The following is a 25,201-nucleotide window of genomic DNA, read 5'->3' on the forward strand; positions in this document are numbered from 1 at the left end:
CGCCGATTGCGACCTCAAAGGTCTTGATCATGATTCCCCCCTGCTACCACCCGCACCCCAACGACACGGCTTGGGAAGAACCTATGTGATCGCGGACACATTTTCAAGGATTGTTTCCACCTCCGTGATGACGACCCTTGACGCTCGTGTTCAGCAGATCTAGTTTTAATTCATCAGTTGGTGAATTTATGAGCCATCGGAGGCCCGCATTGCCATCCGTTCCAGCGGCCATTGAAGTAACGGCGCTTCATGTATCCCGTGCGCGCACCAAGATCCTCCGAGGCCTCGACTTCAAGGTTGAGGCTGGCCGGATTACGGGACTCCTGGGCCCCTCCGGCAGCGGCAAGACAACGCTCATGCGGGCGATCGTCGGTGTCCAGCGGATTACCCAGGGAACCGTGACTGTCCTCGGCCGTCCGGCAGGCAGCGCGCCGCTCAGGCACGACGTCGGATACGTCACCCAAGGTGCCAGCGTTTACGCGGACCTCAGCGTCGAAGCAAACGTTCGGTACTTCGGTGCCATGCACGGCGCTACGGCGGCAGACACTGCGGAGGCGATTGCCGCCGTCGGGCTTCAAGAGTTCGCCCGACAGAAGGCTGCCGACCTGTCCGGCGGGCAGTTCAGCCGCGTATCCCTGGCATGTGCGCTGGTGGCCCGTCCACAGCTCCTGATCCTGGATGAGCCCACCGTGGGGCTGGATCCGGTACTCCGCGCCGAATTGTGGGAGCGTTTCGCCGCCATGGCTGCCGCCGGAACAACCCTGCTGGTATCCAGCCACGTCATGGAGGAAGCATCCCATTGTTCGTCGCTGCTGCTCCTTCGCGACGGGCTGCTGCTGGCGCAGCTCACTCCCGCAGAACTTGCCGAGCGCGGCCGGAGCGATGATCTGGAGCGGGCGTTCCTGGCCATCATCAAAGCCGCTGATCGCGGCCAGGAAGAAAGCGAGGTGACGTCATGAATCTCCGCATGACACTTGCCACCGCCACCCGCGTCCTGGGGCAACTTCGGCACGACCACCGGAGCGTCGCGCTGATCCTCGTGGTCCCCGCGCTGCTGCTGACGGCCGTCTATTTCCTCTTCGAGAACGAAACACTTCCACCGGGGTTCCCCCGCACCTTTGACCGTGTCGGCCTGATGATGTTGGCCATCTTCCCGTTCGTGGTGATGTTCCTGGTCACGTCCATCACCATGCTGCGGGAGCGCACCTCCGGGACCCTCGAGCGACTCCTGACCACACCGATCCACAAGGCAGACCTGCTGTTCGGCTATGCCCTGGCCTTCTCCATCATGGCCGCCCTGCAGTCCTTGGTGGCGACGGCTGTGGCGTACTGGATCTTTGACCTCGACATCAAGGGAAGCCCCGGCCTCGTGGTGATGATCGCCGTCATCAATGCCGTCCTGGGAGTCGCCCTTGGGCTGTTGTGTTCGGCGTTTGCCCGCACCGAGTTCCAAGCGGTGCAGTTCATGCCGGTGGTGGTGGTGCCGCAGATCCTGTTGTGCGGCCTGTTCGTGGCCCGGGACGATATGAACGAGGTCCTGGAAGCGATCTCCAGTGTTCTGCCCCTGACGTTCTCCGTGGATGCCCTGAAGGAGATCGCCGGAAATGCCGACGCCACGGCCGCCATGTGGCAGGACGCCCTGATCATGGGCGGGATTGTTGTAGGAGTCCTGGTCCTGGCATCACTGACCCTTCGGCGGCAAACCCGATGAGCCTCCCGCAGACGCGTCGGGGCCGCCGAAGCGCAGGAGATCATTCACGGCAAGCCATCCTCGCAGCTGCACGGAAACTGTTCGCCGAACAGGGCTTCGAAGGGACAAGCCTGCGGCAAGTAGCCCGGGAGTCATCGGTGGATCCGGCCATGGTGCACCACTTTTTCGAAGGCAAGGACGAGCTCTTTGCCGCCAGCGTGGAGTTGCCCGTTGACCCGGCGGAGGTTCTTGCCGGCGTCGAAACCCTGGCCCCGGACGCCCGAGGCGAAGCGATTGTCCGTGCCGTACTGCGGCTGTGGGAAGGCCCGGCCCAGCATGGCCTGGTGGCCTTTGTCCGGGGAACCATCGGCTCCAAGGCCAAGACGGCGCTCATGCGCGAAATGGTAAACCGCACCATCCTGTCCCGGATCATGGCGGGGTTGCCGGGGTCGGCCGAAGAAGTACGCGTGCGCGGCAATCTTGTGGCCACACAAGTGGTGGGGCTGATGCTGGTCCGCTACGTGATCCGGCTCGAGCCCTTGGCCTCAGCAGATCAGGAAGATGTGGTCCGCTTCGTTGCACCCAACATCCAGCGCTACCTCACAGGAGACCTGGACTCCCCCAGGTAGCTGGCAGTTGTGGCTAAAACAGGACCGTTGCGAAGGTGCCGACTTGCTCAAAGCCAACCCGCTCATACGTAGCGCGGGCTTTGGCGTTGTAGTCGTTCACGTACAGGCTCGTCACCGGGGCGAAGGTCCGAGAGAGGTTCACGACGGCGGCCATGTAACCGCCGCTTTGGCCACGTCCACGCAACTCGGGATTCATCCATACGCCTTGGACCTGAGTGACGTCCCGCGTGACTGCCCCCAGCTCGGCCTTGAACACGACAGTGCCGTTGGCATCGATGTGGACCAGCGAATGACCCTCACGGATGAGCCCCGCAACGCGCCTGCTGTAAAACTCCTGGCCTCCGAGGAAAGGTGAGTAGCCCACCTCTTCTTCGAACATGGCGGCGCAGGCTGGGAGGATGCTATCGAAGTCCGTCATGGTGCCAAATGTCAAGGCAGGGTTGGCGCGGATGACCGGTGTACCTGTGATGGTCAGCAACGGTTGCCGGGAGCGAATCTCGTGGGCACCGTGGCCTAGTTGCTCGAATCGCGCATAGAGGGCAAGCACTGTTTCCGCCGGACCAAAGATGGACGCATAGCGACGGCCTGTCTCGTGGGCCGCTGTGGCCACATATCCGGCCAGGCCGGGATCGAGTTCCACAGGGACCAGGTTTGCCCCCGCCCAGCACGCGCCAAGGAGTGTCTCGCCGTCGAAAACTCCGAAAATACAGGCACCGCCGCTGGTGGGCGCTGCTGTCCCGGTGCTTTCCAAGTGGGCGAGGATGAAGACGTTGGCCACCACGTCTTCGCTGGCCAGGGCGCGAAGAGCCAGGGTGTCGGCACCGCCGAGCACCCTGACTCCCAAGCCGTTCTCGTTACGAGACGCTAACCACGGGGCTACCCTTGACAGCATCTTCGCCATCGGCCTCCCCCATCTCTTCGGCGATGCGCATGGCCTCTTCGATCAGTGTCTCAACAATTTCGCTTTCAGGCACAGTCTTGATGACTTCGCCCTTCACGAAAATCTGGCCCTTGCCGTTTCCGGAGGCCACACCGAGGTCCGCTTCACGGGCCTCACCGGGCCCGTTGACGACGCAACCCATGACGGCAACGCGCAACGGAATCTCCATACCTTCCAGGCCTGCGGTTACCTGCTCGGCCAGCGTGTACACGTCCACTTGGGCGCGGCCACAGGACGGGCAGGACACGATTTCCAGCTTGCGTGGGCGCAGGTTCAGGGACTGCAGGATCTGGTTGCCCACCTTGATTTCCTCCACCGGCGGAGCCGAGAGTGAAACACGAATGGTGTCGCCGATGCCGCGGGACAAGAGTGCACCGAAAGCCGTTGCCGACTTGATGGTGCCCTGGAATGCCGGACCGGCCTCGGTCACGCCGAGGTGCAAAGGCCAGTCGCCCTTCTCGGCAAGCATCTCGTACGCGGCCACCATAATCACGGGGTCGTTGTGCTTGACGGAGATCTTGAAGTCGTGGAAGCCGTGTTCTTCGAACAGCGAGGCTTCCCAGACAGCGGACTCAACAAGTGCCTCCGGAGTGGCCTTGCCGTACTTCTTCATGATGCCGGGTTCCAGGGACCCTGCGTTGACGCCGATCCGGATGGACGTTCCATGGTCACGGGCCGCTGCAGCGATTTCCTTGACCTGGTCATCGAACTTACGGATATTGCCCGGGTTCACGCGGACCGCGGCGCATCCGGCTTCGATCGCGGCAAAGACATACTTCGGCTGGAAGTGGATGTCCGCGATCACGGGGATCTGGGACTTGCGGGCAATGATCGGCAATGCCTCGGCGTCGTCGGCAGACGGGCAGGCAACGCGCACGATGTCGCAGCCGGACGCCGTCAGTTCAGCGATCTGCTGGAGCGTGGCATTGATATCCGTGGTGGGGGTGGTGGTCATGGACTGCACGCTGATGGGCGAGTCGGAACCGACGCCAACGGACCCTACCTTGATCTGCCGCGTCTTACGGCGCGGGGCAAGGACGGGGGGTGGGGCTGCTGGCATTCCCAGGCTGACCGAGGTCACGTGGACTCCTTGGGTTGGGGTGGATCGTTTTTGGTGGACGACGTCCGGACTAGGACGCGTGGGCAGCCAGGACACCGATGATGGGCGCCCATTCCGTGGTGCGGATGCCGGCGACTACTCCGGCTTCTGCGAACGGATCCTGCTTGAGGAGGTCATTGAGTTCGGTTTCTTCAGCAGACTTGAAGATCAGCAGCGCGCCAGCGCCGTCACCGTAAGGGCCACTGGCCAGCAATTTGCCTTCCTCGGCCAGTTCGCCGAGCCAGGCACGGTGTGCGGGGCGGGCTTCGTCGCGGAGGGCGCCGGAATCGGCGACGAATACGTACTCAACAGCGAAAACAGTCATGGACTTAGCCTATCCCGCCCGCTCAGCCGAAAATGTTCACGGGTCAGCCAAAAATGTTCACGGGCTTCACGATGTCCGCGTAGATCAGGAGTGCGCCCATGGCCATCAGGAGCGCTGCGACGACGTACGTGGCCGGCAGCAGCTTGGCGATGTCGAAAGCGCCTGGGTCCGGTTTGCCCAGCAGCTTGGCTACCCGGCGTCGCGCTCCTTCGTAGAGCGCGCCGGCCACGTGGCCGCCGTCGAGGGGCAAAAGAGGGATGAGGTTGAAGATGGCCAGGGCAAAATTGAGACCGGCCAGCAAACCGATCAGAGTGCCGATGCGGGCCTGCAGGGGCACCTCTTCCATGGCCGCGACTTCGCCGGCAACCCTGCCCACACCCACCACGCTGATGGGCCCGTTGGGATCGCGGGGCTCTTCGCTGAAGGCTGCTTTCGCCACCCCAACCACCCTGGCCGGCAGGTTGAAGATCACACCGGAAATCTGTTTGATGTTCTCTCCGGCCATGGGCAAAACGGCCGATGCCGGTTGCGGAACCAGTTCGCTTTGGGCTCCGATCCCAAGGAATCCGACTTCCTGGTATTTCAGCACCCCGTTGGCATCCTGCTCGGGCCTGCCGTCGGCGCCCACCACTGGCCGCGAGGAGAGTACGGGCGTCACGGTGGTTTCCACTGTCGACCCGTTGCGCTCCACAGTGATGGGCACTTCTTTTCCGGCGGACGCACGGATCCAACTGGTGAGTTCGTCCCAGCTGGTGACAGCTTTTCCGTCGAAGGAAGTGATGGTGTCGTTCGGCTGGAGGCCTGCGGCCGCGGCCGGAGTCAGTTTGCAATCGGCCGAGTCGGGGTCCACGGTCTCCCCCGCGGCAACCTGGCACTTGGAAACGTCCGCGATGGTGGTGGTTGCTGTGGCCATGCCGAAGCCCATGAGCAGGACAGCCAGCAGTATCAACCCGATCAGCATGTTCATGGCAGGACCGCCGAGCATGACGATGATCTTTTTCCAAACAGGAAGCTTGTAGAAGACGCGGTCCCCGTCCCCGGGCCCCACTTCCTCGTGCGCCATTGAACGTGCCTCAGTGGCCAGGGTCTGGAACATGCCTGTACTTGAGGGACGGACGGCGCCGTCTTCCTTGTTCGGCGGGTACATGCCGATCATGGACACATAACCGCCCAACGGAAGCGCTTTGAAGCCGTACTCGGTTTCGCCCTTCTTCTTGGACCACAGGGTGGGTCCAAAGCCGATCATGTACTTGGTGACGCGCACTTTGAACAGTTTGGCAGGAACGAGGTGGCCCACCTCGTGAAGCGCAATGGAAACAGCTACGCCGATCGCGACGAAGACGACTCCGAGAATGAAGAGAAGGACGGGACTCATGCCGGTGGGACTGCTTCCATAAGGGTTGTGAGCTACAGGGCGCTGCTGGCTAAACGATCAAGGGTACGGGCGCGTGCCCACCTCTCAGCATCCAGCACGGACTCCACTGTTAGCTCAGAGGAGCCTGAATGTTCGCTGAGGACGGATTCAACGGTATCCACAATGTCTGTGAAGCGGATGCGTCCGGCATGGAAGGCCTCTACGGCTTCTTCGTTGGCCGCGTTGAACACTGCCGGGTACGTACTTCCCTGTTTGGCAGCGTCCTTGGCGAGGTCCACGGCGGGGAACGCCACGGTATCCAAGGGTTCGAAGGTCCAGCTGGTGGCTTGGGTCCAGTCGCATGCCTGCGCAGCGCGTGGCACGCGGTCCGGCCAGCCCAGCCCGAGCGCGATCGGCAGCCGCATGTCCGGCGGCGAAGCCTGCGCAATGATGGAGCCGTCCACGAACTGGACCATGGAATGGACCACCGACTGCGGATGAACCACGACATCGATCCTGTCCAAGGGAACATCGAACAAAAGGTGTGCCTCAATCACTTCCAAGCCTTTGTTGACCAAGCTGGCTGAATTGGTGGTGACCATGAGGCCCATGTCCCAGGTGGGGTGGGCCAACGCCTCCTGGGGCGTGACGTCGTGGAGCTGTTCCCGGGTCCGGCCGCGGAACGGGCCACCGGATGCCGTCAGGATCAGCTTTTCAACTTCCTGGTCGGTGCCCGAACGCAGGCACTGCGCAATGGCGGAGTGCTCTGAGTCAACAGGGACGATCTGTCCTGGGCCTGCTGCGGCTTTTACCAGGGCGCCTCCAACGATCAAGGACTCCTTGTTGGCCAGGGCCAAAGTGGCTCCTGTTCCCAGCGCAGCCAGTGTTGGTGCCAGGCCAATTGAGCCGGTGATTCCGTTGAGGACGACGTCGCACTCGATGGCTGCGATCTGTGTGGAGGCGTCCGGCCCAACGAAGATCTCCGGAGCGAAGCTGCTCAAACCGGCACCGGCGGCCGCGGCGTCAATTAATTGCCGCAGCGCTGCTGGATCTCCTTGGGCAATCCCCACGGCTTGCACCCTGGTATGGACGGCCTGCTGCGCGAGGAGTCCAAGGTTTCCTCCGCCGGCGCTGAGCGCCACCACCTCAAAACGATGTGGGGCAGCATCGACGACGTCAATCGCCTGTGTGCCGATGGAACCGGTGGACCCGAGGATGACGATCTTACGCGGCTGCATTGCTTAAGTATCCCAGTCACCACACGGAGGTCGCGACCGGAATGAGGCGTAAGTGGAAACCCTGACCGCTTGACCGCCGCCTTCCCGCGCGTACCGTGGAATCGTGGAGTGGCTGTCCTGGTTTGATGCCCGGGACTACGAGTTCGCCCGGCAGGTGCTGCAGCGCGGCATAGCCGCGCTCTATGCGGTTGCCTTCCTCTCAACGTTGAACCAGTTTCCTGCCCTCCTCGGCGAGCGTGGACTATTGCCCGTACCGGCTTTCCTGGACATGGTCCGCCGGCTGGCCAGGCCCACACTCTTCCGGTGGCACTACTCTGACGTGCTGCTGAGGGTGGTGTGCTGGGCAGGCATTGTCATAGCCGCAGCCCTGGTCATCGGCCTCCCCCAAACGGGTCCTCCGTGGCTGCCCATGCTGGCATTCCTCGCCTTGTGGCTCCTCTACATGTCAATCGTCAATGTCGGCCAGACGTTCTATGGGTTCGGCTGGGAGATCCTCCTCCTTGAGGCCGGATTCACGGTGGCGTTCCTTGGCTCGGACCAGACTCCGCCGCCCACAACCATCCTCATTCTCATTTTGTGGCTGGTATTCCGGCTTGAATTCGGTGCCGGGATGATCAAGATCCGGGGCGGCCGCGAGTGGCGCGACATGACGGCGATGTTCTTCCACCATGAAACTCAGCCAATGCCAGGCCCGCTCAGCAGGCAGGCACACCTTTTGCCGCGTCCGCTGCACAAGGTGGAAGTGGTGGGCAACCATTTCGCGCAGTTGGTGGTGCCGTTCTTCCTGTTCGCGCCGCAGCCGCTGGCCAGTATTGCCGCGGGCATCGTCATCGGGACGCAGCTGTGGTTGGTGGGTACCGGGAACTTTGCCTGGCTGAACTGGGTGGCGATCGTCCTGGCTTTTGCTGCCGTCAGTGATCCCGTGGCCCATGCGGTTTTTCCGTTCATCCCGCTCGAGTGGCACCAGGGTGCCGATACCCCCGTGTGGTGGCTCGCCGTCGTCGTGCTTGTGACTGTTCTGTTGCTGGTTTTCAGCTACCGCCCGCTCCTCAATCTCTTCTCCAGCCAGCAGTTGATGAACGCCAGCTTCAACCGGTGGCGCCTGGTCAACGCCTATGGAGCTTTCGGGACGGTGACGAAGCAGCGGATTGAGATCGTGGTGGAGGGCACACTGGATGAGTCGCCCGACGCACCGGATGAGCAATGGCTGGAGTACGGCTTTAAGGGCAAGCCCGGTGACGTTCGGCGACTCCCCCGGCAATGGGCGCCCTACCATCTGCGCTTGGATTGGCTCATGTGGTTCCTGCCGCTACGGACCGTCCACGAGGACTGGTTCTACGCATTCCTCAACAAACTGTTGGAGGCTGACAAACCGACGCTTGGGCTGCTTCGTGATGACCCGTTCGACGGCGAGCGTCCACGTTGGGTGCGGGCGCGCAGCTACCTTTACCGTTTCGCCAGCCGTGCGGAGTTCCGCGAAACGGGCGAACGTTGGGTACGGATGCTGCTGTATGACGCCATCCCGCCGCTCTCGCTCAGTGCTCGACGGCGGCGGCTGCCTTAGCGTTCGACGCCCGCGGTGCAGCGGTGGACTCGCGGACAACAAGGTGTGTAGCCAACTCCACTCGTCGCGAGTCGATTTCCTCGCCATTTTTCTGTCGGAGGATGAAGCTCAGGGCCGACCTTCCCATCTCTTGCAAGGGTTGGGACACTGACGTCAGCGGAGGCACCGATTCCTCGGCTTGGTGGGTGCCGTCAAAGCCGACCAGGCTCATTTCCTCGGGGATGCGCACGTTCTGACGCCGCGCTTCAGCGAGCACCCCCAGCGCGATGCTGTCGCTGCCGGCAAAGATCGCCGTGGGTGGATTGTCGAGCGCCAGCAGTGCCTTCATGGCGCGCACCCCGTTTTCCGGCTTGAAGGGACCATCGGAAACGTACTCGTGGTCCACGGCCACTCCCTCCGCCATCAGGGCAGCCATGTAACCGTGCAGGCGGGCTTGGCTGCACTCCGCAGTGGATGGACCGCCGATGTAGGCGATTCTTCGATGCCCCAACTCCAGCAGGTGTGTTGCCGCAGCCTTGCCGCCGGCCCAATTGCTGGCGCCAACACTGAAGACGTCAGCGGGTGGCGGATTGAGCGGATCCACCACCACGATCGGGATCTGGCGCCGCTTGAAGGCCTCCAACTGCGCGGCACCGAAAGCGGAGGTCACCACGATCATGCCGGCACGGCCTTCGTCGATCAGGCGTTGCGCCCGTTCCTCAGGCCCAAGTGGCGAGCCCGCCTGCCTCCCGGTGATGGAGAGGATCACCTCCATGTCCGAGACTGCCGCGTGCTCCATGACCCCGTTAAGGACTTCCACCCCGTAAGCGGAATTCAAGGAATCGAAGACGACTTCCACTGCACGATGTTCGGGGATGCTCTTACGTTGCAGCGGCGACTTGTAGCCGGTGCGCTGCAAAGCCGCCAAAACCCTGGCCCGGGTGGCTTCTGCCACGTCCTCACGGCCGTTGACCACCTTGGAAACGGTGGGCGCGGAGACACCTACCTCGGCTGCCACCGCTGCAAGGGTGAGCTTGGACGGGCGGAGATCTTGTGCCACAGTGCTCCTGCTTTCGAAATATTTCGGACGATTACAGTATGCGGGATTGCGGCGACATCCGTCAATGGAAGCTCAAGTTCCTCTAAATTCGGTGCAGATAGCTCTTGACGGTGATGCGGGTCACGGCTAAATTTGGTGGGCACTTCCGAAAAGATGTTCGAAATATTTCGAAATATCAATGGATGCGGATGATCGCAGTCGATCCCCTCACCGGAGTGTGGCTTTTTACACGCACAACCGGGCAATCAGCGTCGAGCCCGAAGGACGAATGGAAACTGCACATGAATAATCTCAAGTTGCGCACCGCCGGAATGGCCGTTTCTGCAGCCGCTATGTCGATCGCGCTCGTAGCCTGCGGGTCCTCGGGCCCGGCCGGAACAGGAGCCTCGGCGGACTCAGCAACCATGTGGGGACTCACCGGTGGTGACCAGCCCGTGTTCCAAGCATCCATTGACTCCTGGAACAAGTCACACCCGGACTCCGCCATCAAGCTCGACTTCTTCGCCAACGATGCCTACAAGACCAAGGTCCGTACCGCCGTCGGTGCCGGTCAAGGACCCACACTGGTTTACGGCTGGGGCGGAGGGGTCCTCAAGTCCTACGTCGATGCCGGCCAAGTGGATGATCTGACGGGATTCCTTAAAGAGAACCCGGACGTCCAGAGCCGCTACCTTCCCTCCATCCTCGAAAGCGGCGTGATCGACGGAAAGACTTATGCACTGCCCAACAACAAGGTGCAGCCCGTGGTGCTCTACTACAACAAGGAAGTCTTCGACAAGATCGGGGCTGTCGCGCCCAAGACCTGGGATGAGCTCATGGCGCTGGTGCCCAAGTTCAAGGAAGCCGGCGTGGCACCTTTCTCCCTGGGCGGCCAGTCCAAATGGCCGGACCTGATGTGGCTTGAATACCTTGTTGACCGTATCGGCGGCCCTGAAGTCTTCGCCAACATCGCAGCCAACAAGCCGGAAGCGTGGTCCCACCCCGCAGTGATCGAGGCCCTGACCAAGATCCAGGAACTGGTAGACGCCGGCGGCTTCATCAACGGCTTCTCCTCCATTGCCGCTGACAGCAACGCGGACCAGGCGCTGCTGTACACAGGCAAGGCCGCCATGATCCTGCAGGGCAGCTGGATCTACCAAGGCATGAAGAAGGACGCCGCCGACTTCGTCTCCAGCGGCAAGCTCGGATACGCCCCCTTCCCCACCGTTGAGGGCGGCAAGGGTGACCCTGCGAACGTTGTGGGTAACCCGTCCAATTTCTGGTCCGTATCCTCCAAGGCCACCGAGGACCAGAAGAAGACAGCGCTGGAGTACGTCAAAGACGGAATGTTCACGGATGAGAACGTTCAAAGCCTGATCGACTCAGGGGCTGTTCCTGTGGTCAACGGCATCGAAGACAAGCTCGCTGCCTCCCCTGACAAGGACTTCCTGAGCTACGTCTATGGCCTGGCCAAGGACGCCCCGGACTTCACCCTGTCCTGGGACCAGGCGCTCAGCCCTGCGCAGGGAGATGCCATGCTGGCCAACCTCGACCAGATCTTCCTGAAGAAGATCACTCCGGAGCAGTTCGCTTCCACCATGAACGCGACGATCGGGAAGTAACACGGTGTCCGTAACTTCCACCACTCCACAACGGTCAGTGGGCGCGGATCGCGCCACAGGCACCCGACGGACCCTGGAAAAGGGTCCGTCGGGGTGGCTGGCCGTACCGGCGCTCGCCTTCTTCATGCTCTTCGCCATCCTCCCGCTCCTGGGAGTCCTGTTCCTTAGCTTCACCCGCTGGGACGGGCTCGGCGAGATCAAGCTCGACGGCCTGTCCAGTTGGAACACCGTCCTGGCCGATCCCGTCACGGGCAACGCTTTGTTGGTGACGGCCAAGATCATGTTTTTCTCCTTCATTGTCCAAGCACCCATCAGTCTTTTGCTCGGCGTATTCACTGCGGCCAACCAGAAGTACCGCGCGGCACTGGCCGTCCTCTACTTCGTGCCGCTGCTGCTCTCCTCTGCCGCCGTGGCCATAGCCTTCAAAGCGCTGCTGGATCCGAACTTCGGACTCGGGCCCGGCCTGGGTCTTCCGTTCCTCGCCCAGGACTGGCTGGGCAACTCGGATCTGGTGCTGTTTGTGGTGGTGTTCGTCATCGCCTGGCAGTTCGTGCCGTTCCACACCCTGATTTACCAAGGCGGCGTACGGCAGATTCCTGCCTCGCTGTACGAGGCTGCGCAGATCGACGGCGCCGGCCGGGTCCAGCAGTTCTTCAACATCACCCTGCCGCAGTTGAAGTACACCATGATCACCTCCTCCACCCTCATGGTGGTGGGCTCCCTGGCCTACTTCGACCTGATCTTCGTGCTGACTGCCGGCGGGCCGGGTTACTCCACCCGACTCCTGCCCCTGCACATGTATCTCACCGGCTTCAAGGCGAACGACATGGGAGCGGCGAGCGCCCTGGGAGTCATCCTGGTGGTCATCGGCCTGGCCTTGGCACTGTTCCTTCAACGACTCGGCGGCAAGAACCGCAACGCCAGCCAACTGGAAGGTGCGTAATGGCTTCCACCACCCAACTCCCCACAGCACCGGCAGCGCTGCCTGAACCGGTGACCACCCGCCGTCGGCCCCCGAAGCTTGGCCGTTCGCGGCCAAATATCCTGGGCGGCCTGGGCGGCTGGCTCTGGTTGGCGGTCATCATTGTGCCGGTGTACTACGTGGTGATCACCAGCCTGAAGAACCAGGCGGGGTTCTTCACGTCCAACCCGATGCTGCCACCTGCAGAGCCAACCCTGGACAACTACAAGCTCGTCCTGGAGAACGACTTCGCCAAGTACTTCACCAACAGCCTCATCGTCACAATCGGCAGCGTGGTTCCGGCACTCTTCGTCGCTTTCATGGCCGCCTACGCCATTGTTAGGGGCAGGGGAAAGTTCCTCAGCTGGACCAACAACGTTTTCCTCCTGGGCCTGGCCATTCCGCTGCACGCAACGATCATCCCGATCTACTGGATGATCACCAAGGCCCATATGTACGACACCTTGTTGGCGCTGATCCTGCCCTCCATTGCGTTCGCGATCCCCGTGTCCGTGCTCATCCTGTCCAACTTCATGCGGGATGTGCCCAACGAACTCTTTGAATCGATGCGCCTGGACGGTTGCTCTGACTGGGCCATGATGTGGCGTCTCGCTTTGCCGATGACCAAACCTGCCGTCATCACGGTTGGCATCTACAACGCACTCCATGTGTGGAACGGATTCCTGTTCCCGCTGATTCTTACGCAAAGCCCGGACACCCGGGTTCTGCCGCTTTCACTGTGGACCTTCCAGGGTGAGTTCAGCGTCAACATCCCGGCGGTACTCGCCTCCGTCGTACTGGCTACGCTCCCGCTGCTGGTGATTTACGTAGTGGCACGGCGGCAGCTGCTCAGCGGCCTGACTGCAGGCTTCAGCAAGTAGAAAGGATTTCCAATGACAGACCCTCAACCCCTGCGTGTCGGCATGGTGGGCCATGCCTTCATGGGCGCCGCCCACTCACATGCCTGGCGGACCGCGCCGCGCTTCTTCGATCTCCCCCTCAACCCGGAACTGACCGCCGTCGCGGGCCGAAACACGGAAGGCGTACGGGCAGCAGCCAATAAATACGGCTGGGCTTTCGTTGAGACCGATTGGCGCCGGCTCATTGAGCGCGACGACATCGATCTCATCGACATCTGCACTCCCGGCAACACCCACGCGGAGATAGCTATCGCAGCGCTCGAAGCCGGCAAGCATGTCCTGTGCGAAAAGCCGTTGGCCAACTCGGTGGAAGAAGCCGAAAAGATGACGGCGGTAGCCCAGGCAGCTGCCGAACGCGGGGTGTTCTCCATGTGCGGCTTCAGTTACCGACGCACGCCTGCCCTGGCATTGGCCAAGCGGATGGTGGATGACGGTCGCTTGGGCGGGATCCGCCATGTCCGCGCCCAGTACCTTCAGGACTGGCTCAGTGATGCCGATGCTCCGCTGACGTGGCGGCTGGACAGGTCCAAGTCCGGCTCCGGATCCCTGGGTGACATCGGCGCGCACAGCATCGACGCCGCGCAATGGATCACCGGACTCAACATCACCGGAGTCTCGGCGCTGCTGGAGACGTTCGTGAAAGAGCGCCCGGTAGGTGGCGACTTTGTTGGCCTCGGGGGTCACGGCGGTGCGGACGGTTCACGCGGTCCAGTGACGGTGGACGACGCCGCGCTGTTCACCGCCCGTTTTGAGGCCAGGCACGACGACGGCGCTGACGCAGGCTCGCGCAACGGCGGCTCCCCTGGTCCCATCGGCATTTTCGAGGCCACCCGATTCGCTTTGGGACGCAAGAACGCAATGCGCTTGGAACTCAACGGCACCAAAGGGTCCATTGCCTTCGACTTCGAGGACATGAACTCCCTCCAGTTCTACGATTCGGCGCTGGAACCCGACGCCGGCTTCCGGAAGATCATGGTCACCGAACCGTCGCATCCCTACGCAGCCAACTGGTGGCCCACCGGCCACGGCCTCGGCTACGAGCACGGCTTCACGCACCAGGTGGTTGACCTCGTGACTGCCATCGGCGCGGGCGAGCAGCCCTCGCCGTCGTTCGCTGACGCTTTGCAGGTCCAAAAGGTCTTGGCGGCCGTCGAGGCGAGCGCGGACAATTCCAGCCGCTGGCAGAAAGTCTGAAAGGAAAACATGACAAGCAACAACAAGACAGCACTGGTGGTTCGCGGCGGCTGGGACGGACACCAGCCGGTGGAAGCCACCGAGCTGTTCATTCCCTACCTCAAGGACAACGGCTACGGCGTCCGGGTGGAGGAATCATCCAAGATCTACGCCGACCCCGCATATATGGCCAGCGTGGACCTGATCGTGCAATGCATGACCATGACCACCATCGAGAAGGATGAGTTCGAGGGCCTGCGCGCCGCGGTCGAAAACGGCACTGGCCTGGCCGGCTGGCACGGCGGGATCGCTGATTCCTACCGCAACAACTCCGACTACCTGCATCTAATCGGCGGCCAGTTTGCCTGCCACCCAGGCAAGCACGCTGAGGAGCGGATCGGCGAGCAATCGGACAACTACGTCCCCTACACCGTGAACATGCTTCCTGCCGCATCCAACCACCCCATCACTCGGGGAATCAGCGATTTCGACCTCGTCACGGAACAGTACTGGGTCCTGTCCGACGACTACATCGATGTGTTGGCCACAACCACCCAGAAGGTTCGTGAATGGGACCCCTGGAACCGCGAAGTCACCTCGCCGGCCATCTGGACCCGCCAGTGGGGCAAGGGCAAGATCTTTGTGTGCACCCCGGGCCACCGTGTGGAAATCCTCCAGGACAGCAACGTCCGCACCATCATCGAAAGGGGCATGCTGTGGGCGTCTCGATAACCCAGGCCAAGCCGCTGAACGTAGGGATCGTTGGCTGTGGCGCCATCATCGCCCAGTACCTGAGCAACTTCCGCCGACTGGATTTCATCAATCTGGTGGCCGTCGCGGACCTTGATCCGGCACGGGCACAGGCTGTCGCCGACTCGTACCCAGGCGTGCGGGCGCTGACCGTGGACGACCTCCTGGCCGCCGCCGATGTTGACCTCGTCTTGAACCTGACCATCCCCTCCGCGCATGCAGATATCGCGCTCAAGGCGATTGCCGCGGGCAAGTCCGTCTACGGTGAGAAGCCGCTGGCTGCCACCACGGCAGAGGCCAGGGAGGTACTCGAGGCAGCCTCGGCGGCGGGAGTGGTGGTGGGCTGCGCACCGGACACCGTCCTCGGGACTGGTGTCCAGACTGCACGCAAAGCCATTGATGATGGCCTGATTGGCGCGCCGATCTCCGCCACGGCCACCATGGCAACTCCGGGTCATGAGCGCTGGCACCCGAACCCGGACTTCTACTACCAGCCCGGCGGTGGTCCGCTGCTGGACATGGGCCCCTACTACGTCTCGGCGCTGGTCACTTTGCTCGGACCTGTCGTGTCAGTTGTGGGCGCCGCCAGCCATACACGCAGCGAACGCACCATCGGTTCGGGCCCTCGAGAGGGCCAAAAAGTCCCGGTGGATATCGACTCGCATGTCACCGGCGTCCTGGCCCATGCGTCCGGTGCTTTGTCCACCCTCTTCATGAGCTTCGACGCCGTGAAAACCAAGAGCCCCAACATCGAGATCCATGGCGAGACGGGCTCGCTGATAGTCCCGGACCCCAATCATTTCGATGGCGACGTGCAGTTGTTCGCACTCGGCGCCGAGGATTGGGAGACGCTCCCCGTCTCTGCCGGTTACGTGGATTCAGGGCGCGGCTTTGGAATTGCCGACCTCGCCGCGACGCCGGCCGGACAGGAACCCCGTGCCGGCGGCCAACTGGCTTTCCATGCGCTGGACGTCATGGAGTCGGTGCTGGAATCCGCAAAGAGCGGGCAGGCGGTCGCCATCAAGAGCACTGCCTCCCGACCCGCCGTTGTTGAGCTGACGGAACTCTCGACGCCGGTGCGCGCCTAGCGCTCTGGCCGCCCGCCGAGATGCCAGTTAATGCCCATGTTTCCCCGGAACATGGGCGTTAGCTGGCAACTCGCGGGTGCCCGGCCCGGCGAAGAGTCGCTTCGGCGTGCTTGAGAATGGGTCCGTCGATCATCTTGCCCTTGAACTGGAACACCCCCGTGCCCGCAGACGCTGCTGCTTCCAAGAGCTCGGTGGCTTGGGCTACGGATTCGGGAGTGGGCGCGTAAGCCTCACGGACTACTGCCACTTGGTTGGGGTGGATGCAAGCTTTCGCTCCGAAGCCACTGGCAACGGCGTCCCCGGACTCGGCCAACAGGCCCTCGAGGTCCGGAATGTTCACGTACACAGAGTCGATGGCCTCCTTGCCCGCAGCTTTGGCGGCAAGCAGCACAGCGGACCGTGAGTGCAGCGCGACAGCCCGGTACCCGCCGTCGTCGTTCCTGCTGGAGAGACCACCCAGGGAAGCCAACAAGTCCTCGGCACCCCACATGAGTCCCACAACGTTCGGTTCGGCGGCGATAGCGGAGGCGTTGACGATACCCGCCGCAGTCTCGCACAGCGCGATGACCTGATAGTCGGCCACGGACCTGAGCTGCTCCGCAGTCTCCGCCTTGGCCAGCATGACCGTGCGGTAGGGCGTCTTCGCCAAGGCCTCGAGATCGAGCTCGAACTCGGGCGTGCCCACGGGATTGATCCGGACGATGGTGCGGCTTGGCTCCAGTCCGTCGGTGCTGAGCTGCTTGAGAATCGCTTCGCGGGCCCGCGGCTTGTCCGCAGGAGCTACGGCATCTTCCAGGTCCAGGATGACGGCGTCGGATCGATCAGCGGCCTTGCCGAAACGCTCCGGCCGGTCGGCAGGGCAGAACAAGAGGGCCGGACCCATGGTGAACGGAGTCGCGTCGTAAGAAGGCATGGAGGTCCTTGCTGCTGGTGTCCGACAGAGATTTTGGAAGGGGTGCTGTTAGGACTGCACCGTGTTTCAAGCCTGCGCAGTGTGCGCTTCCTTGGTCCACATCAGGCACGTCCGGGTTGCCAACGCCACCACTGCGCCGTCCTGGTTGCGGCCGGTGTGCTGCATGGTCACCACGCCTTGACCCGGGCGGGAGGACGACAACCGTTTTCCCGTTATCACCGTTTCCGTGTACAGCGTATCTCCGTGGTACAGCGGGTGAGGGAAGGTGACATCGGTCAGCCCCAGCTGCGCAATGATGGTCCCCTGCGTCAGCTGGGTCACGGACTGCCCCACCATGGTGGACAGGGTGAACATTGAGTTCATCAGGCGCTGCCCGAACGGCTGCCCGGAACTCCACGCCGCGTCAAGGTGCAGCGCCTGGGTGTTCATGGTCATGGTGGTGAAGAGGACGTTGTCCGTCTCGGTGACAGTACGTCCAGGTTTGTGTGCGTAGATCACGCCCTCTTCAAGTTCATCGAAGTACAGCCCGCGCTGCTCCACCACCCGCGTCATACGGTGAGTTCCTGATCTTCTTCGAACAATTCAGCGCCGGTTGCGGCCAGGACGTCGTCCAACGTCACGTTGGGGGCCAGCTCGCGGAGGACCAGACGCGGATCTCCTTCGTCCTTGACGACGTCGATGACGGCCAGGTCAGTGATTATGCGGTCCACGCACCCTTTCCCCGTGAGTGGGAGCGTGCAGTCCTGAACGATTTTCGGCCGTCCGCTGCGGTCCACGTGCTCCATCATGACAATGACCTTCTTGGCGCCGAACACCAGATCCATGGCGCCACCCATGCCTTTGACCATCTTGCCGGGGATCATCCAGTTGGCCAGGTCACCGTTCGCGGCCACCTCCATGGCACCCAGGACCGCCACGTCCACATGGCCGCCGCGGATCATCCCGAAGGACGACGCCGAATCGAAGAACGCGGCCCCCGCATTGGTGGTCACGGTTTCCTTGCCGGCGTTGATGAGGTCCGGATCCACCTTGTCCTCGGCCGGGTAGGGTCCCACGCCCAGAATGCCGTTCTCGGAATGAAGGATGACCTCCACGCCGTCGGGGATGTAGTTGGGGATCAGCGTGGGCATCCCGATTCCGAGGTTCACATATTGGCCGTTGCTAAGCTCCTTGGCAACGCGGGCGGCCAGTTCGTTGCGGGTCCAGCCTTTGGCCTCGTGATGTTCGACGTCGGCACGGCGGTACTCGTGGCGCACGGCTTCCGGGCGGGGCGGGATGTCGTGGAGACTATTCGATTCCATGTCTACGCTCCTGCGTGTTGGCTGCTTGCCGATGCTGATAACGCCACGGTCCGCTTCTCGATCCGCTTCTCGTTGGAAGGTGCCACCACCACGCGCTGCACGAAGATGCCGGGTGTGTGAATGTGCTCCGGGTCCAGTTCGCCCGGTTCCACCAGCTCCTCCACTTCGGCAATGGTGGTCCTGGCCGCCATGGCACAGAGAGGGTTGAAGTTCATCGCCGTTGCATGGAAGACAAGGTTCCCGTGGCGGTCACCCTTCCAGGCATGGACCAAGCCGAAGTCCGGTGTCAGGGACTCTTCGAGGACGTAATCGGCGTCGTTGAAGGTGCGAACCTCCTTCGGCGAAGAGGCCAGAGCAACATTCCCTTCGGCGTCGTACTTTTGCGGAAGGCCGCCTTCGGACACCTGGGTTCCCACACCGGCCCTGGTGTAAAACGCCGGGATGCCCGCGCCGCCGGCACGCAACTTCTCGGCCAAGGTCCCCTGTGGAGTAAGGACTACTTCCAGCTCCCCCGCCAGATACTGCCGGGCGAATTCCTTGTTCTCGCCCACGTAGGAGCTGATGGTCCGCCGGATGCGGCCGTCCTTGAGGAGGATGCCCAAGCCCCAGTCGTCCACCCCACAGTTGTTGCTGACCGTCTCAAGATCGGTGGTGCCTAGGCCGTGGAGGGCATCGATCAGGGAGACGGGGATACCGCATAAGCCGAAACCTCCCACCGCGAGCGAAGCTCCGTCCGGGATGTCCTTCACCGCTTCCGCGGCACTCGCAACAACCTTGTCAATCATCCTTGATCCTTCCCGTACGGTTACAGACCCAGCTCGCGGGCAATGAGCATCAACTGGACCTCGGTGGTGCCTTCACCGATCTCCAGGATCTTGGAGTCGCGGTAATGGCGTGCCACCGTGAATTCGTTGATGAAACCATAGCCGCCGAACACCTGGGTGGCATCCCGCGCATTGTCCATGGCTGCCTCGCCTGCGACCATCTTAGCGATGGCCGCTTCGGTCTTGAACGGCTTGCCCGCGAGCATCCTGGAGGCGGCGTCGTAGTACGCCAGGCGGGCGGTGTGGGCCCTTGCCTGCATGCGGGCGATCTTGAACTGGATGGCTTGGTACTTGCCGATGTTCTGCCCGAACGCGCTGCGTTCCTTGGCGTACTTCACGGACAAATCCACGCAACCTTGGGCTGCGCCGGTGGCCAGCGCGGCAATCGCGATGCGGCCCTCGTCCAGGATGGAGAGGAAGTTGGCATAGCCGCGGCCGCGCTCGCCCAGGAGGTTCGCTTCGGGAACGCGGACGTTGTCCAGCGTGAGCGGGTGGGTGTCTGAGGCGTTCCAGCCCACCTTGTTGTAGGGCTTTTCTGCGGTGAACCCGGGCGTGTCCGTGGGGACCAGGATGGTGGAGATTTCCTTCTTGGTGCTGCCGTCCGCGTTCTCTTTCTGGCCCGTGACTGTCGTGACGGTGACCAGCGTGGTGATGTCGGTGCCGGAGTTGGTGATGAACTCCTTGTTGCCGTTGATGACCCATTCGCCGTCATCCAAGTGAGCGTTGGTCTTAGTGCCGCCTGCATCGGAACCGGCTTCACGCTCGGTCAGGCCGAACCCGGCCAAGGAACGTCCGGATGCCAACTGCGGCAGCCACTCTTCCTTCTGTGCATCCGTCCCGAAGCGGTACACGGGCATAGCGCCCAGCGATACGCCGGCTTCCAAGGTGATGGCCACCGACTGGTCGACACGGCCCAACTGCTCCAATGCCAAGGCAAGGGCGAAGTAGTCTCCGCCCATCCCGCCGAACTCCTCGGGGAACGGCAGGCCGAACAAGCCCATCTCCCCCATCTGCTTCACAACCTCGTAGGGGAAGCTGTGTTCTTCGTCGTGCTTGGCGGACACCGGGGCCACTACCTCGTCGGCGAACTCGCGGACGGAGTCGCTGAGGTCCTGGTATTCCTCGTTGAGTTCAAACGTGCTCATGGCTGGACTTCCTTGTCTGTACTGGTCTGGTCTGTGTTCTTGCCGGTGTTGGCCGCCTCATCAGCGGCGCCGGCTACGTGAATGGTGGCGAGCACCTGGTCTGCTTTGACCAGGTCGCCGGGTTTGCTGGTGAGGTGGACGGTTCCTGCTACGGACGCCACCAGTTGGTGCTCCATCTTCATGGCTTCGACGGCCAAGAGCGCCTGACCTTCCTGGACGGATTCACCGTCGGAGACAGACACGGACACTACTGTTCCGGGCATCGGCGAGCGCACCTCCGGGTCCGCAGCCCCTTCCTCACGCTGGATGCCGGCGAGCATTCGCCGCAGACGCTCTGCCCGGTCCAGGACCTCGAGCCTGCAGGACCAGCCATCATTGCCCACGTACAGTTCGCGGACACTGCCCGGCACACCGGACACCGCCCCAACCGCGAAGGTGAACAGGCCGCCGTCGAACTCCACGACGATGCTGTTGCCGCTGCGCTCGGCCACCCGGACGCTGACCGGGTCCGCGCCGTCGACTGTTGCCGTCACGGTGGATTCTTTTTGGGTGGAAGACGCCTGTTCTGTGATGGACACCGTCGCGATCCCTCGGCCCGGAACACCAAACGTGGTTGTCCACGCGCCGCGACCACCGAGGCGCCAGGCGTCGGGAGTTTTCCACACGTCACCTGCGGGCGCCGAGCCCCTGCGTTCCAGCCACAGCGTGAGCGCGGCGGCGATCAGTTCGCGGGGACCAACGTGCCTGAAATCCATCGACGGCAGCCGGCGCTCGATCAGCCCGGTATCGAGGTGCCCGGCTCGGACCTCGGGGTCATTGATCAGCAGGCGCAGATACTCCACATTCGTGTCCACGCCCAGCAGCGTGTAGCGTCCAAGCGCCGCGTCCAGGGTGTCCAGCGCCTCAGCCCTGTCCTCACCCCACGCGATGACCTTGGCGAGCATCGGATCGTAGTCGCCCGTGATCTGCAGGTTGTTCCGCATGGCAGAATCGATCCGCACGTTGGCGTGGGCTTGCTGCTGGCCGGACACGGTTGGATCCGCCGCGCCCTGCTCGGCGAGCGCCACGACGCGCCCCATTGACGGCACGAAGTTTCGCTCGGGCACCTCCGCGTAAACCCGCGCCTCCACCGCATGGCCTTTAAGCTCGACGTCGGACTGTGCTACCGCGAGGACCTCACCCGCGGCGATTCTTACCTGCCATTCCACGAGGTCGATGCCCGTGACCATCTCCGTGACGGGATGCTCCACCTGCAACCGGGTGTTCATTTCCATGAAGAAGAACTCATCCGGATGTTCGTCGGATACCAGGAATTCGACGGTTCCCGCGCCGCTGTAGTTGACCGAACGCGCTGCATTGCAAGCCGCCTCACCAATGCGGGCGCGCTCCTCGGCGCCGTCCGGCAACGATTCAAAGAGGGCCGACGGGGCTTCCTCAATGACCTTCTGGTGGCGCCGTTGGAGTGAGCACTCGCGCTCTCCGAGGTGGGTGACGTTACCGTGGTTGTCCGCCAGGATTTGGACCTCGATGTGCCTGGGAGCCCGGATGAGCCGCTCCAGGAAGAGGGTGTCGTCGCCAAAAGCGGAGGCTGCCACGCGCCTAGCGGTCACCAGTGTGGAGGCCAGGTCCTCAGCCCGTTCCACCACGTGCATGCCCTTGCCGCCACCACCTGCGGAGGGTTTGATCAGCAACGGGAAACCGACTCCCGGGGCTGCCTCAATCAGCTCTTGATCGGTGAGTCCTGGTTTTGCTATCCCCGGTACGCACGGAACGTCGTAGGCCATCACGTGGTTCTTGGACCGGATCTTGTCGCCCATTACTTCAATGGCACCAATTCCCGGCCCGATGAAGGTGATGCCCGCTGCGTCAAGCGCCTTGGCGAACTCGACATTTTCGGACAGGAAGCCGTAGCCCGGGTGGACTGCCTCCGCCCCGCTTCGACGGCACGCGTCAATGATGGCGTCGATCTTCAGGTAGCTCTCCGACGGTGCCGTGCCACCGATGGCGACGGCGGTATCGGCGAGGGCCACGTGCTTGGCGTCTTTGTCGGCGTCCGAGTACACGGCAACGGAGCGGATGCCCATGTCGTTCAAGGTCCGTATGACGCGACAGGCGATCTCACCGCGGTTGGCAACGAGGACGGTGCTAAAGGTTCGGGCTCCAGCAGTAGGCGGAGCCGTGGCTGTTGTTGGCAGAGTCATGGTCACATCCTGAAGAGGCCGAAGGAGGTCTCGGGCAGTTGTTGGCGGGAAACGACGTCCAGGGCCATTCCCAGGACACGCCGTGTGTCAGCAGGATCGATAATGCCGTCGTCCCACAGTCTTGCGGTGGAGTAATAGGGGCTTCCTTGGTCCTCGTACTGTTGCTTGATGGGAGCTTTGAAGGCTTCTTCGTCCTCCGCGGACCATTCCTGGCCGGCAGCCTCGTACTGATCCCTCTTGACGGTGGCCAGGACGCTGGAGGCCTGGTTTCCACCCATCACCGAGATGCGGGCCGCGGGCCACATCCACAGGAACCGTGGCGAGTAGGCCCTGCCGCACATGGAGTAGTTGCCTGCGCCGAAGGAGCCACCGATGACGACCGTCAGCTTGGGCACCCGGGCTGTGGCGACCGCGGTCACCATCTTGGCGCCGTTCTTGGCGATGCCGCCTTGCTCGTAGTCCTTGCCCACCATGAACCCCGAGAGGTTCTGGAGGAAGATCAGCGGAATGCCGCGCTGATCGCAGAGCTCAATGAAGTGGGCGCCCTTCAGGGACGATTCGCTGAAAAGGACACCGTTGTTGGCCACGATGCCCACCGGATGGCCGTGCAGGTGTGCGAATCCGGTCACCAAGGTGGTGCCGTAGTACTTCTTGAACTCGTGGAATTCGGATCCATCAACCAGCCTTGCGATGACTTCCCTGACATCGTATTGGGCGTTGACGTCCGTGGGAACCACACCGTAGATCCCTGAAGGATCGACGACGGGCGGCAGGACGAGGTCGGACACGTCCCATGCCGGCTGCGCCGGCTTCGGCAACGTCGCCACGATGTCGCGAACAATCTCCAGGGCATGTTGGTCGTTCTCGGCCAGGTGGTCCGTGACCCCGGAAATCCGGGAGTGAACATCGCCGCCGCCCAGTTCCTCGGCGGTGACGATCTCGCCAATGGCTGCTTTGACCAAGGGAGGCCCACCCAGGAAGATGGTGCCCTGGTTCCGGACGATGACCGTCTCATCGCTCATGGCGGGTACATACGCACCGCCAGCCGTGCAGGATCCCATGACGGAGGCGATCTGCGGGATCTTGGCCGCGGACATTTTGGCCTGGTTGTAGAAGATCCGACCGAAGTGCTCCTTGTCCGGAAAGACTTCGTCCTGCTTGGGGAGGAACGCGCCTCCGGAATCGACGAGGTAGATGCAGGGAAGTTTGTTCTCCAGGGCGATTTCCTGAGCCCGGAGGTGCTTCTTCACGGTCATGGGATAGTAAGTGCCGCCCTTGACCGTGGCGTCATTGGAGATCACCAGGACATGGCGGCCTTGGACCAGGCCAATGCCAGCAATAACCCCGGCCCCCGGCGAATCGTCGTTGTACATGCCATTCGCAGCCAAGGGTGCGATCTCGAGGAACGGGCTGCCGTCATCGAGCAAGTAGTCAATGCGTTCCCGCGGCAGAAGTTTCCCGCGGGCGATGTGCCGCTCCCGGGACTTGGCAGGGCCGCCAAGGGCCGCCGTCGCCAGGCGCTCCCTCAGTTCCTCCACCAAGGCCAGTTGCGCTTGCTGGTTGGTCTCAAAGGTGCCGCTGGCGGCTCCCGTCAGACTGGCAATTGTCTCCATTGACCCCTGTTCCATTCCCGGCCGCAGGCCATTTCGGTTAGTGCCACGTAACTGAAATTTAGGTTAGTCTTTATTAACTGTGATGTCCAGCACAGGCGGTCCCGCAAGCGCTGGGCCTGGACTGGCGCAAGGAGGAAGATGTGACCGCAGGTCAGGAAGCAAGCATCAACGGCACCCGCGCCGCCGCCACGCAACGCGGCCAGGCGAAGGAGCTCCGCAGATTGGCCCTGTTGTCCGCTGCTGCCGGACTCTTTGCGGAGAACGGTTTTACCCGCGTGTCGCTCGAGGACCTCGGAGCAGCAGCAGGCGTCAGTGGGCCCGCCGTCTACCGGCATTTTCCCGGCAAGCAAGCGGTCCTCGGAGAGCTACTACTCAGCGTCAGCCGGGACCTCTTGGATGGCGGCTTGCGGGTGGTGTCGGAAGCGGACAATCCCCGGACCGCGCTGAAGGGACTCATCCAGTTCCAGGTCGATTTCGCCCTCAGCAATCCTGACGTCATCCGCGTCCAAGACCGGGACTTCGGAAGTTTGAGCGACGCCGACCAGGCAGAAGTCAGGTCCCTCCAGCGCAGTTACGTGGAAACGTGGGTTGACGTCCTGGCCCGCATTCACACAGACGCAGATGTCTCCGGCCTCCGTGTCCGGGCGCATGCGGCCTTTGGTTTGATCAACTCCACACCCCACTCGGTGCGCCACCACGGCAGGAAGATCGCTGTGAAGTCAGCCAGGCCAATCCTGGAACAGATGGCATTGGCAGCTCTGACTTCGGTCTGATTGTTGGTTTTGCCCGGAGGTTGGAGCTGTCTTCCAGGTTCCTCATAAAATGTCGGACCC

Annotated in this window: 24 protein-coding genes; 11 read left to right on the forward strand and 13 right to left on the reverse strand. The window is 62.5% G+C overall.

What is annotated here, in order from left to right; translation table 11 throughout:
- Window positions 1-188: 188 nt before the first annotated feature.
- From AC0J5Z_RS16030 to AC0J5Z_RS16040, 3 genes are read left to right on the forward strand one after another with little or no spacing between them, the layout of a single operon-like run.
- Entirely contained in the window at window positions 189-959 is a 771-nt protein-coding gene (locus AC0J5Z_RS16030; protein ID WP_475034106.1) for an ABC transporter ATP-binding protein, read from the forward strand.
- 8 nt (window positions 960-967) lie between these two features.
- Window positions 968-1,711: an ABC transporter permease gene (locus AC0J5Z_RS16035; RefSeq protein ID WP_475034108.1), complete on the forward strand. Its 744-nt coding sequence runs from the start codon at window positions 968-970 to the stop codon at window positions 1,709-1,711.
- On the forward strand, window positions 1,708-2,319 hold the full coding sequence (locus tag AC0J5Z_RS16040) for a TetR/AcrR family transcriptional regulator (protein ID WP_475034112.1): 612 nt from the start codon (window positions 1,708-1,710) through the stop codon (window positions 2,317-2,319). Before AC0J5Z_RS16035 ends, AC0J5Z_RS16040 begins: the two co-directional genes overlap by 4 nt.
- Before the next feature lie 13 nt (window positions 2,320-2,332).
- Here the strand turns inward: AC0J5Z_RS16040 and AC0J5Z_RS16045 are convergent, their stop codons facing one another.
- Genes AC0J5Z_RS16045 through dxr form a run of 5 tightly spaced genes read right to left on the reverse strand, consistent with a single transcriptional unit; the run spans window position 2,333 to window position 7,275 of the window.
- The gene (locus AC0J5Z_RS16045; RefSeq protein ID WP_475039741.1) at window positions 2,333-3,211 is read right to left on the reverse strand and encodes a GNAT family N-acetyltransferase; all 879 of its coding nucleotides are present in this window, start codon (window positions 3,209-3,211) and stop codon (window positions 2,333-2,335) included.
- Window positions 3,174-4,340: a flavodoxin-dependent (E)-4-hydroxy-3-methylbut-2-enyl-diphosphate synthase gene (ispG, locus tag AC0J5Z_RS16050; RefSeq protein WP_011774258.1), complete on the reverse strand. Its 1,167-nt coding sequence runs from the start codon at window positions 4,338-4,340 to the stop codon at window positions 3,174-3,176. The genes AC0J5Z_RS16045 and ispG overlap by 38 nt, the downstream gene beginning before the upstream one ends.
- A 49-nt stretch (window positions 4,341-4,389) precedes the next feature.
- On the reverse strand, window positions 4,390-4,683 hold the full coding sequence (locus AC0J5Z_RS16055; RefSeq protein WP_475034114.1) for a YciI family protein: 294 nt from the start codon (window positions 4,681-4,683) through the stop codon (window positions 4,390-4,392).
- Between the two features lie 43 nt (window positions 4,684-4,726).
- A complete protein-coding gene (locus AC0J5Z_RS16060; protein ID WP_475034116.1) occupies window positions 4,727-6,058 on the reverse strand; it encodes a M50 family metallopeptidase in 1,332 nt (443 codons plus the stop codon).
- Window positions 6,059-6,090: 32 nt separating this feature from the next.
- Entirely contained in the window at window positions 6,091-7,275 is a 1,185-nt protein-coding gene (gene dxr / locus AC0J5Z_RS16065; protein WP_475034118.1) for a 1-deoxy-D-xylulose-5-phosphate reductoisomerase, read from the reverse strand.
- Window positions 7,276-7,378: 103 nt separating this feature from the next.
- On the opposite strand from dxr, the gene AC0J5Z_RS16070 reads away from it, so the two are divergent.
- On the forward strand, window positions 7,379-8,839 hold the full coding sequence (locus AC0J5Z_RS16070) for a lipase maturation factor family protein (RefSeq protein ID WP_475034121.1): 1,461 nt from the start codon (window positions 7,379-7,381) through the stop codon (window positions 8,837-8,839).
- Here AC0J5Z_RS16070 and AC0J5Z_RS16075 read toward each other — a convergent pair.
- Window positions 8,811-9,878, reverse strand: coding sequence for a LacI family DNA-binding transcriptional regulator (locus AC0J5Z_RS16075; RefSeq protein ID WP_475034123.1), 1,068 nt, complete (start codon window positions 9,876-9,878; stop codon window positions 8,811-8,813). The two genes, AC0J5Z_RS16070 and AC0J5Z_RS16075, sit on opposite strands and share 29 nt — an antisense overlap.
- Window positions 9,879-10,159: 281 nt before the next feature.
- Between AC0J5Z_RS16075 and AC0J5Z_RS16080 the strand changes: the two genes are divergently transcribed.
- The 6 genes from AC0J5Z_RS16080 to AC0J5Z_RS16105 are packed head-to-tail and all read left to right on the forward strand — an operon-like array spanning window position 10,160 to window position 16,371.
- Window positions 10,160-11,479 (forward strand): extracellular solute-binding protein, encoded by a 1,320-nt coding sequence (locus AC0J5Z_RS16080; protein WP_475034125.1) that lies wholly within the window; start codon window positions 10,160-10,162, stop codon window positions 11,477-11,479.
- 4 nt (window positions 11,480-11,483) lie between these two features.
- Window positions 11,484-12,422 carry a carbohydrate ABC transporter permease gene (locus AC0J5Z_RS16085; protein ID WP_475034127.1) on the forward strand — a complete coding sequence of 313 codons (939 nt, stop codon included), beginning with the start codon at window positions 11,484-11,486 and terminating at the stop codon, window positions 12,420-12,422.
- Window positions 12,422-13,321 carry a carbohydrate ABC transporter permease gene (locus AC0J5Z_RS16090; RefSeq protein ID WP_475034131.1) on the forward strand — a complete coding sequence of 300 codons (900 nt, stop codon included), beginning with the start codon at window positions 12,422-12,424 and terminating at the stop codon, window positions 13,319-13,321. The genes AC0J5Z_RS16085 and AC0J5Z_RS16090 overlap by 1 nt, the downstream gene beginning before the upstream one ends.
- Before the next feature lie 12 nt (window positions 13,322-13,333).
- Complete coding sequence (locus AC0J5Z_RS16095) at window positions 13,334-14,554, forward strand: Gfo/Idh/MocA family protein (protein WP_475034135.1); 1,221 nt, start codon at window positions 13,334-13,336, stop codon at window positions 14,552-14,554.
- Between the two features lie 9 nt (window positions 14,555-14,563).
- A complete protein-coding gene (locus AC0J5Z_RS16100) occupies window positions 14,564-15,265 on the forward strand; it encodes a ThuA domain-containing protein (RefSeq protein ID WP_475034138.1) in 702 nt (233 codons plus the stop codon).
- The gene (locus tag AC0J5Z_RS16105) at window positions 15,250-16,371 is read left to right on the forward strand and encodes a Gfo/Idh/MocA family protein (RefSeq protein WP_475034141.1); all 1,122 of its coding nucleotides are present in this window, start codon (window positions 15,250-15,252) and stop codon (window positions 16,369-16,371) included. The genes AC0J5Z_RS16100 and AC0J5Z_RS16105 overlap by 16 nt, the downstream gene beginning before the upstream one ends.
- Window positions 16,372-16,429: 58 nt before the next feature.
- Here the strand turns inward: AC0J5Z_RS16105 and AC0J5Z_RS16110 are convergent, their stop codons facing one another.
- The 7 genes from AC0J5Z_RS16110 to AC0J5Z_RS16140 all read right to left on the reverse strand — a co-directional run bounded on the left by AC0J5Z_RS16110 (window position 16,430) and on the right by AC0J5Z_RS16140 (window position 24,368).
- Complete coding sequence (locus tag AC0J5Z_RS16110) at window positions 16,430-17,284, reverse strand: HpcH/HpaI aldolase/citrate lyase family protein (protein WP_475034143.1); 855 nt, start codon at window positions 17,282-17,284, stop codon at window positions 16,430-16,432.
- 66 nt (window positions 17,285-17,350) lie between these two features.
- Window positions 17,351-17,836 carry a MaoC family dehydratase gene (locus AC0J5Z_RS16115; protein WP_475034147.1) on the reverse strand — a complete coding sequence of 162 codons (486 nt, stop codon included), beginning with the start codon at window positions 17,834-17,836 and terminating at the stop codon, window positions 17,351-17,353.
- Window positions 17,833-18,585, reverse strand: coding sequence for a CoA transferase subunit B (locus AC0J5Z_RS16120; protein WP_475034150.1), 753 nt, complete (start codon window positions 18,583-18,585; stop codon window positions 17,833-17,835). The genes AC0J5Z_RS16115 and AC0J5Z_RS16120 overlap by 4 nt, the downstream gene beginning before the upstream one ends.
- Before the next feature lie 2 nt (window positions 18,586-18,587).
- Window positions 18,588-19,370: a CoA transferase subunit A gene (locus AC0J5Z_RS16125; protein WP_475034152.1), complete on the reverse strand. Its 783-nt coding sequence runs from the start codon at window positions 19,368-19,370 to the stop codon at window positions 18,588-18,590.
- A 20-nt stretch (window positions 19,371-19,390) separates the two neighbouring features.
- Window positions 19,391-20,554: an acyl-CoA dehydrogenase family protein gene (locus AC0J5Z_RS16130; RefSeq protein ID WP_475034154.1), complete on the reverse strand. Its 1,164-nt coding sequence runs from the start codon at window positions 20,552-20,554 to the stop codon at window positions 19,391-19,393.
- Window positions 20,551-22,755, reverse strand: a complete 2,205-nt coding sequence (locus AC0J5Z_RS16135; RefSeq protein ID WP_475034157.1) for an acetyl/propionyl/methylcrotonyl-CoA carboxylase subunit alpha — start codon at window positions 22,753-22,755, stop codon at window positions 20,551-20,553. The genes AC0J5Z_RS16130 and AC0J5Z_RS16135 overlap by 4 nt, the downstream gene beginning before the upstream one ends.
- 2 nt (window positions 22,756-22,757) lie before the next feature.
- Window positions 22,758-24,368, reverse strand: a complete 1,611-nt coding sequence (locus AC0J5Z_RS16140) for a carboxyl transferase domain-containing protein (RefSeq protein ID WP_475034159.1) — start codon at window positions 24,366-24,368, stop codon at window positions 22,758-22,760.
- A gap of 140 nt (window positions 24,369-24,508) precedes the next feature.
- On the opposite strand from AC0J5Z_RS16140, the gene AC0J5Z_RS16145 reads away from it, so the two are divergent.
- Entirely contained in the window at window positions 24,509-25,141 is a 633-nt protein-coding gene (locus tag AC0J5Z_RS16145) for an SACE_7040 family transcriptional regulator (RefSeq protein WP_475034161.1), read from the forward strand.
- Window positions 25,142-25,201 lie beyond the last annotated feature (60 nt).

It is taken from the genome of Paenarthrobacter sp. TRD_SC_7, assembly GCF_056156245.1.

Coding starts and splice junctions, on each gene's coding strand:
- AC0J5Z_RS16045 (WP_475039741.1), bottom strand. CDS start 3,211: ATGCTGTCAAGGGTAGCCCCGTGGTTAGCGTCTCGTAACGAGAACGGC.
- AC0J5Z_RS16115 (WP_475034147.1), bottom strand. CDS start 17,836: ATGACGCGGGTGGTGGAGCAGCGCGGGCTGTACTTCGATGAACTTGAA.
- AC0J5Z_RS16110 (WP_475034143.1), bottom strand. CDS start 17,284: ATGCCTTCTTACGACGCGACTCCGTTCACCATGGGTCCGGCCCTCTTG.
- AC0J5Z_RS16035 (WP_475034108.1), top strand. CDS start 968: ATGACACTTGCCACCGCCACCCGCGTCCTGGGGCAACTTCGGCACGAC.
- AC0J5Z_RS16140 (WP_475034159.1), bottom strand. CDS start 24,368: ATGGAGACAATTGCCAGTCTGACGGGAGCCGCCAGCGGCACCTTTGAG.
- AC0J5Z_RS16095 (WP_475034135.1), top strand. CDS start 13,334: ATGACAGACCCTCAACCCCTGCGTGTCGGCATGGTGGGCCATGCCTTC.
- AC0J5Z_RS16055 (WP_475034114.1), bottom strand. CDS start 4,683: ATGACTGTTTTCGCTGTTGAGTACGTATTCGTCGCCGATTCCGGCGCC.
- AC0J5Z_RS16030 (WP_475034106.1), top strand. CDS start 189: ATGAGCCATCGGAGGCCCGCATTGCCATCCGTTCCAGCGGCCATTGAA.
- AC0J5Z_RS16100 (WP_475034138.1), top strand. CDS start 14,564: ATGACAAGCAACAACAAGACAGCACTGGTGGTTCGCGGCGGCTGGGAC.
- AC0J5Z_RS16130 (WP_475034154.1), bottom strand. CDS start 20,554: ATGAGCACGTTTGAACTCAACGAGGAATACCAGGACCTCAGCGACTCC.
- AC0J5Z_RS16060 (WP_475034116.1), bottom strand. CDS start 6,058: ATGAGTCCCGTCCTTCTCTTCATTCTCGGAGTCGTCTTCGTCGCGATC.
- dxr (WP_475034118.1), bottom strand. CDS start 7,275: ATGCAGCCGCGTAAGATCGTCATCCTCGGGTCCACCGGTTCCATCGGC.
- AC0J5Z_RS16120 (WP_475034150.1), bottom strand. CDS start 18,585: ATGGAATCGAATAGTCTCCACGACATCCCGCCCCGCCCGGAAGCCGTG.
- AC0J5Z_RS16090 (WP_475034131.1), top strand. CDS start 12,422: ATGGCTTCCACCACCCAACTCCCCACAGCACCGGCAGCGCTGCCTGAA.
- AC0J5Z_RS16125 (WP_475034152.1), bottom strand. CDS start 19,370: ATGATTGACAAGGTTGTTGCGAGTGCCGCGGAAGCGGTGAAGGACATC.
- AC0J5Z_RS16040 (WP_475034112.1), top strand. CDS start 1,708: ATGAGCCTCCCGCAGACGCGTCGGGGCCGCCGAAGCGCAGGAGATCAT.
- AC0J5Z_RS16080 (WP_475034125.1), top strand. CDS start 10,160: ATGAATAATCTCAAGTTGCGCACCGCCGGAATGGCCGTTTCTGCAGCC.
- AC0J5Z_RS16135 (WP_475034157.1), bottom strand. CDS start 22,755: ATGACTCTGCCAACAACAGCCACGGCTCCGCCTACTGCTGGAGCCCGA.